Annotated in this window: 4 protein-coding genes; all 4 read left to right on the top strand. The window is 51.0% G+C overall.

The features are described from left to right. The first annotated feature begins 167 nt into the window (after positions 1–167). The 4 genes from HMPREF2609_RS02920 (at position 168) to tyrS (ending at position 6319) form a co-directional block, all read left to right on the top strand. Positions 168–1772, top strand: coding sequence for an AMP-binding protein (locus HMPREF2609_RS02920; protein WP_070534951.1), 1605 nt, complete (start codon positions 168–170; stop codon positions 1770–1772). A gap of 97 nt (positions 1773–1869) precedes the next feature. After that, positions 1870–2415, top strand: a complete 546-nt coding sequence (locus tag HMPREF2609_RS02925) for an adenine phosphoribosyltransferase (protein WP_070534953.1) — start codon at positions 1870–1872, stop codon at positions 2413–2415. Positions 2416–2541: 126 nt separating this feature from the next. Then, on the top strand, positions 2542–4872 hold the full coding sequence (locus HMPREF2609_RS02930) for a HelD family protein (RefSeq protein WP_048755058.1): 2331 nt from the start codon (positions 2542–2544) through the stop codon (positions 4870–4872). Between the two features lie 142 nt (positions 4873–5014). Beyond that, a complete protein-coding gene (gene tyrS / locus HMPREF2609_RS02935; protein WP_048755057.1) occupies positions 5015–6319 on the top strand; it encodes a tyrosine--tRNA ligase in 1305 nt (434 codons plus the stop codon). Positions 6320–6621 lie beyond the last annotated feature (302 nt).

A 6621-nucleotide genomic window follows, 5' to 3' on the forward strand; every position in this document is an offset into this window, starting at 1 on the left:
ATGTGACAGGTAAAAAGCTCGGTTTATAGGTATGCTGTAAACTTTGCCTGAGATTGACGGGTTTAGAATGGAGAAGGCTAAACAAGCGCCATATTGTGCTGTTAGCGCTACCCCGAGTTAGAGCTTTTTCATGCTACGCAAGAACATGCAATAGGAATAAAGAAACGATGCCCGTTACTGTTGAGAATGCCTCCGCCCCTGAACCGGCAACATCGCACAATATTGCACGTCTGCTCGCAAGCCGCATACACGAGAACACTCCAGCGCTAGTATTTTCAGCCTCCTCGAATATCGCTACGGTGACATATCGCAAACTGGGGCAGGCGGCGGCTCGGGTACAGGCACATCTGCGAAAATGTGGTGTGAAGGAAGGCGATCGAGTAGCGCTCTCTTTGCCTAATGTTCCCCTGATGCCCGCTCTATACTATGGCATTCTGGCAAGCGGTGCTCTCTGTGTTCCGTTAAACCCTCTGCTGAGTGGTGCCGAGCTTGAACATCATCTGCAGGATAGCGGCGCTACCATGCTCTTTGCCTGGGAAGGAACCCGCCTAGCAGCTGAAGCACACCAAGTGCCCCTCGTGTGTGACGGAACCGTGCATCTTGAGATATTAGGCGGCACGAGTGCAGACCCTCAATCTTCATTAGCTCCCTTTGGAATAGACCATCCGTCTGAACCAGAACTCAAATTATGCCCCGTAAGCCCGGCGGATCCGGCGCTTATTCTCTATACCTCGGGAACTACGGGAAAGCCCAAGGGCGCAACCCTAACGCACGCTAATATTCTGAGCAATGCCCAAAGCTGTGCTCAAGTGTTCGGATTTACCGCTGAAGATATTATTTTTGGTGGCTTACCTCTTTTTCATGCTTTTGGGCAAACAGTCACCCTCAACGCGGCATGCGCTGCTGGCTCAACCATCGCTCTTTTGCCAAGGTTCACCCCCGAAGAGGCAATCAAACTCATCGACCAAGCAGATGTGACGGTTCTTGCAGCAGTACCCAGTATGTATGTGGCGCTTATAGCCGCACTCGAAGAAAACCCGTCTAACGCTCGCCAGCTGAAAGGACGCATCCGATTTGGTATTTCTGGAGGCTCACCACTGCCCGCATCTGCGCACAGTGCATTTGATGCGTTAATTTCCTGTCCTATATATGAAGGGTATGGGCTGAGCGAAACCTCACCAGTTGTCAGTTTTAATCAGGCCCAGTTTGGGCACGTAACTGGCTCCGTTGGACGCGTGCTTCCGGGAGTGCAGGTGCAGATACGTGACGATGAAGGTCGGTCTTTACCTGCAGGAACTCATGGGCAGCTTTGGGTTTCGGGCGAAAATATCATGGCGGGATACTGGAATAACCCTCAGGCTACGGACGAGGTTTTCGACGGTACATGGTTTGCCACCGGAGATATAGCTCGTCTGGATAACAACGGCAATATTTATATTGTGGACCGCATTAAAGACATGGTGCTGCGTAATGGGTATTCCGTTTATCCTCGTGAAATAGAGGATGTTCTTCAAGCGCATCCGCAGGTTCGAGCCGTTGCCGTTATTGGTCTTGATGATGCGCTCGTTGGCGAGGAGATTACAGCTGTTGTCGTCTCTCGCGGGCACAAGGATGATGAATCGCTGATTCAAGAATTAGATACTCTCGCGCGTGAGAAACTCGCTGCCTATAAGTATCCGCGCCATTATCGAATTGTAGATTCCATGCCGTTGGGGCCCACTGGAAAAATCCTTAAACATGAACTACGTGCCATGTTTATCGAAAAAAGGTAGAATTCTTGAGGCTGTCAAAGCCACCGTGCCGCATTAATTCTGCGGCGAACATACATCGACTGATCCCAAAACCCGCTGACCTCCGAAAGAGAGAGTAATGAACGTTTCTGCGCTCGCATCCATGCAAGAGCTTATTCCGGCGGCATGCGCAACCATTCAGGATTACCCACATCAGGGAATCCTGTTCTACGACGTCACCACTCTCTTTGCAAACGCTGAGGTTTTTAAAGAATCTATTGACGAGATAGCACGGCTTTTTGAAGGTACTTATGACGTTGTCGCTGGTGTAGAAGCCCGTGGTTTTCTTATGGCTTCAGCGCTTGCTTATGCCTCCGGCAAAGGCATTATGACGGTACGTAAGGCTGGTAAGCTGCCCCGTGAAACATACCGCGAAGAATATGAGCTTGAGTATGGTACTGCAGCTATCGAGATTCACTGTCATGATTTCGCACCGGGAACCCGCGTGCTTCTACTCGACGATATCTTGGCAACCGGTGGCACGCTGGTGGCTGCCACGAAGCTTATTGAACGTGCGGAGCTGAAAGTAGCAGGAATTGGCACTCTCTTGGAACTCAAAGGCTTGGGCGGGCGTGAAGCTCTGGCGCAATACCGAGTAGAAACTTTAAGTGTAGTTTCTGAGTAACGTCCTGCCTCAAAGCACATAGACATAGCTTTTGAGCGTGCATATAACCCTGTAAAATAGATACTCTGTTTTCGGCATCGCCGTAAATCGTGAGTTAATCGGCGTTATGCCGTTAAAGGAGTTTTTATGCCCGCAGAAACATCTAAGAATGTTTCCGAGAATGTTGCTACACGTGTCTTTGCGCAGCAGCTTGCCCAAGAACGCGAACATGTTGCAAAAATCTATGCACGACTAGATGATTTACGGGAAGAAACCTCACAAAAACTCGCGGATGTTCGCAAGAATCAGGCGGTTGGTGGGCATCAAAACCGTTCCGAACGGGACTCTTTTGCCACCCATTACGAAGATCGCCTGGCCCAGCTTAACGCAGTGGATGCGCGGCTTGTTTTTGGCCGTCTTGACCTTACAAAAGACGGAGCCGATGAGGTTCGGTATATCGGCCGTTTAGGAATTATGGATAGCGACCAGAAGCGGCTTTTGATGGATTGGCGTGCCCCCGAGGCCGGCACGTTCTATCAGGCTACGGCGTTTAATCCGTTAGGGGTTCGGCGTCGGCGGCATCTGATGCTGGAGGGACGTACCGTCACCAACATCGAAGATGAGGTGTTCGACTCCGAATTACTTCAGGATAGCGACACTTTGCATGGTGAAGGTGCGCTTCTCGCGGCTTTAAATAAGAAACGCACCGGGCGGATGAATGATATCGTCGCAACCATACAAGCCGAGCAGGATGCGATTATTCGTTCCGAGCTGCCCGGCGTTCGGGTTGTTCAGGGCGGGCCAGGTACCGGTAAAACTGCAGTTGCTCTGCATCGTGCGGCATATTTGCTGTATACCAATCGAGAACGCCTCGCTAAAGCGGGTGTATTAGTGGTAGGACCGTCGCATTCATTCATGTGGTACATTGAGCGTGTTCTGCCTTCTCTGGGGGAAACCGGAGTGGTCATGGCTTCCTTGGCAACACTGTACCCTGGGCTTCGCGCTGTACCAGAGCACGATCGTCGTATCGCTGGGCTTAAGGGTGATTTGCGCATGGTAGAGGTAATCAAGAAAGCAGTTGAAGATCGCCAAAAAGTTCCTGAGCGGGAACAGCGCCTCAACGTTGAGGGCACTGATGTTGTTCTTACTCCACAGATGGTACGTTCAGCACGTTCTCGAGCTCGTGCTACTGGAAAACCACATAATGAAGCTCGCGAGACGTTCGTCAAAATTTTGCTTAAGGAACTGACGAGCGTGCTGGACGATCAGCTTAATAAAGCCGCTGGTCGCATTGTGGAGCGCCCTTATTTACAAGATGATGTGCGTGCTTCTTTGGATGTACGACGTGCTCTTAACCTTGCCTGGATGCCGCTTTCACCTGAAACGCTGGTGCGTTCTCTGTTCTCGAAACAGCAATATCTAGAGTCCGCAACTCAGAATTTTACTGAGGCAGAAAGGGAACTTCTCAAACGCCCTGCCGATGCTCCTTTGACTGAGGCTGATGTTCCTTTACTGGATGAAGCTGCGGAGCTTCTCGGTGATTTCTCCCGGGTCACGGGTGCGGCAGCAGCAGCGCGCGCAGAGGCTGAGCATCGAGCTAACCTTGAGAATGCGTCAAAAGCACTTGAGAATGTGCATCAGACACTCGCCGATATTGGTGCAGACGGCGTTGTTACGGCCGAGCAGATCGCCGCTCTCAACGAGGTAGGTATCAATCGTATGACTGCTGCAGCTGCGGCACAGGCGGATCGCACCTGGGCCTATGGGCATATTGTTGTGGATGAAGCGCAAGAGCTTTCGCCTATGCAATGGCGTTTGCTGATGCGACGATGCCCCATAAAATCGTTTACGGTAGTGGGAGATATTGCGCAGGCATCTTCAGCCTCTGCCGCTTCATCGTGGTCTCAGGCTCTTGAACCTTTTGTGGGGGAGCGGTTTACCCTTGAAGAATTGACGATTAACTACCGTACCCCGGCGCAAATTGCGGATGCCGCGGTCGCCGTTGCACGCGAAGCCGGGTATGAAGTGTCAGCACCTCGTGCTGTGCGTGAAGGACAATGGGCACCTTTTATCCATCGGGTGCCCCAGGAACACGTGGTTGCTGAGACTGTCCAGCGCGTGAGTGATGAGGTTGCCCTGGGAGATGGGGCTCTTATCGGAGTAATCTGTTCCCCTACCCAGTACACACAGGTGGCGCGTGCAGTTATGGAAACACATGCGGATCGTACAGGAACCGCTGAGGACGCCGTCGAAAATCAGGTTCTTGTCTTGACTCCTTGGGAAGCTAAAGGGCTTGAGTTTGATGTTGTCATCATCGTGGAACCGCAGCAGCTTCTTGACGATGCACAAGGTGCTGTAGGTGATCTATATGTATCAATGACTCGCCCCACACAGCGGCTTCATCTGGTAGGAACCTCAATGCCCGCAGGTCTAGATGCTGAAGAACCGGATCTGCCCAGTCGTAAAGTGGACCTGTAAGTAGTGTTGGCATGTATCGCAGGTAGCGACGTAGTGCTAGGCTATAACTATCAATCCTGGGTGTACTTACTATGTGCAGGCTGTATTCTGCACATCAAATATTTCTACACCGTATGTCATGGAACGGAGAACATAGAGAACCATGTCTGCCGACATCCTTAATGCGCAGCACAATGACGACACGTTCGAGAACATCTGGCAGGAGCTCAAATGGCGCGGACTCGTGCATGTGAGTACTGACGAAGAGGCACTCGAAAAAGCATTGAGCGATGAAAAGCTTACATTCTATACCGGGTACGACCCTACCGCCGCATCCTTGCATTTGGGGCACCTCGTGCAGCTTTTGGTAATGCGTCGTCTGCAACTTGCCGGGCACTACCCCCTAGGTCTGGTGGGCGGTTTTACTGGTCTAATCGGAGACCCCCGGCAGACATCGGAGCGCGTACTTAACTCCCGAGAAGTCGTTGCTGAATGGGTTCAATCTCTACGGTCTCAGATTGAGCGTTTTCTTTCGTTTGAGGGTGATAATGCGGCTCGTATGGTGAATAATTTGGATTGGGGCGGGCAGCTTTCGGCTATCGATTTCTTGCGCGATATTGGTAAGCATTTTCGTGTGGGCACGATGGTCAAGAAGGAAATTGTTGCTAAACGCCTAAACTCTGAAGAAGGTATTTCTTACACCGAGTTCTCGTACCAAATCTTGCAGGGCTTGGATTATCTTGAGCTTAACCGTCAGTACGGATGCACTTTGCAAACCGGTGGTTCTGACCAGTGGGGTAATCTCACCAGCGGCACCGAACTGATTCGCAAGGTCGAGGGAAAAACTGTTCATGCTATTGGAACCCCTCTGATTACAAACTCTGATGGCACGAAGTTTGGTAAGAGCGAAGGCAACGCAATTTGGCTGAACCCCGAGATGTGTTCTCCATATGCCTTTTACCAGTTCTGGCTTAATACCGCTGATGCGGATGTAATAGATCGTTTGAAGGTCTTTACTTTCTTGACTCGTGCGGAGATTGGCGAATACGAGCATAAGGTCGAAACCGAAGCGTACAAGCGTGAAGCACAGAAACGGCTTGCTTATGAGGTTACGGCCCTTGTTCACGGTGTTGAGCCTACGGAACAGGCCATAGCGGCTTCGGAAGCCCTTTTTGGCAAGGGAGACTTTGCGGCCTTGGACGAGAGCACTCTTCAGGCTGTAATGGATGAGCTGCCTTCGGTTGAGCTCTCTTCGGATCGGCTGGATCTGATTACTGCGCTTACGGAGCTTGGTTTTGCTTCTTCCAAGTCTGAGGCGCGACGCATCCTGAAAGAAGGCGGCGCGTCTGTCAATGGTGTGAAGGTTCAAGGTGAAGATGCCCTGATCTCATCTGAGCAGCTTTTGCACGGTAAGTATGCAATCGTGCGTCGGGGTAAGAAAAACCAGGGCGCGATTACCGTAGTATAGGGTTTACTATTCCCGTTTACCACAGGATCTTGAAGGGTTTCCACACAGTTCGATGTATGGGAACCCTTCATTTATATCTTCAGTATGGTGGTCTAGAGGGAAAAGAATATTTTAGCGATTCGAGTTTTTGAGGTGGCATGACGGGAGTACGCGCTTTTTAAGAACAGTGAAGAGCTGCGTAGTTTCGGGGTCTTTTGCACCCCCAACCAGCACTGTAGAATTTATAGATATCTGACTAGTATTTTTATGAGTGTTCTATCTCATCACCTGTCGGGTTGCGGTGGTGGGTGTGGGTGTGTATA

This window comes from Rothia sp. HMSC058E10 (genome assembly GCF_001809415.1).
GTDB classification, from domain to species: Bacteria; Actinomycetota; Actinomycetes; order Actinomycetales; family Micrococcaceae; genus Rothia; species Rothia dentocariosa.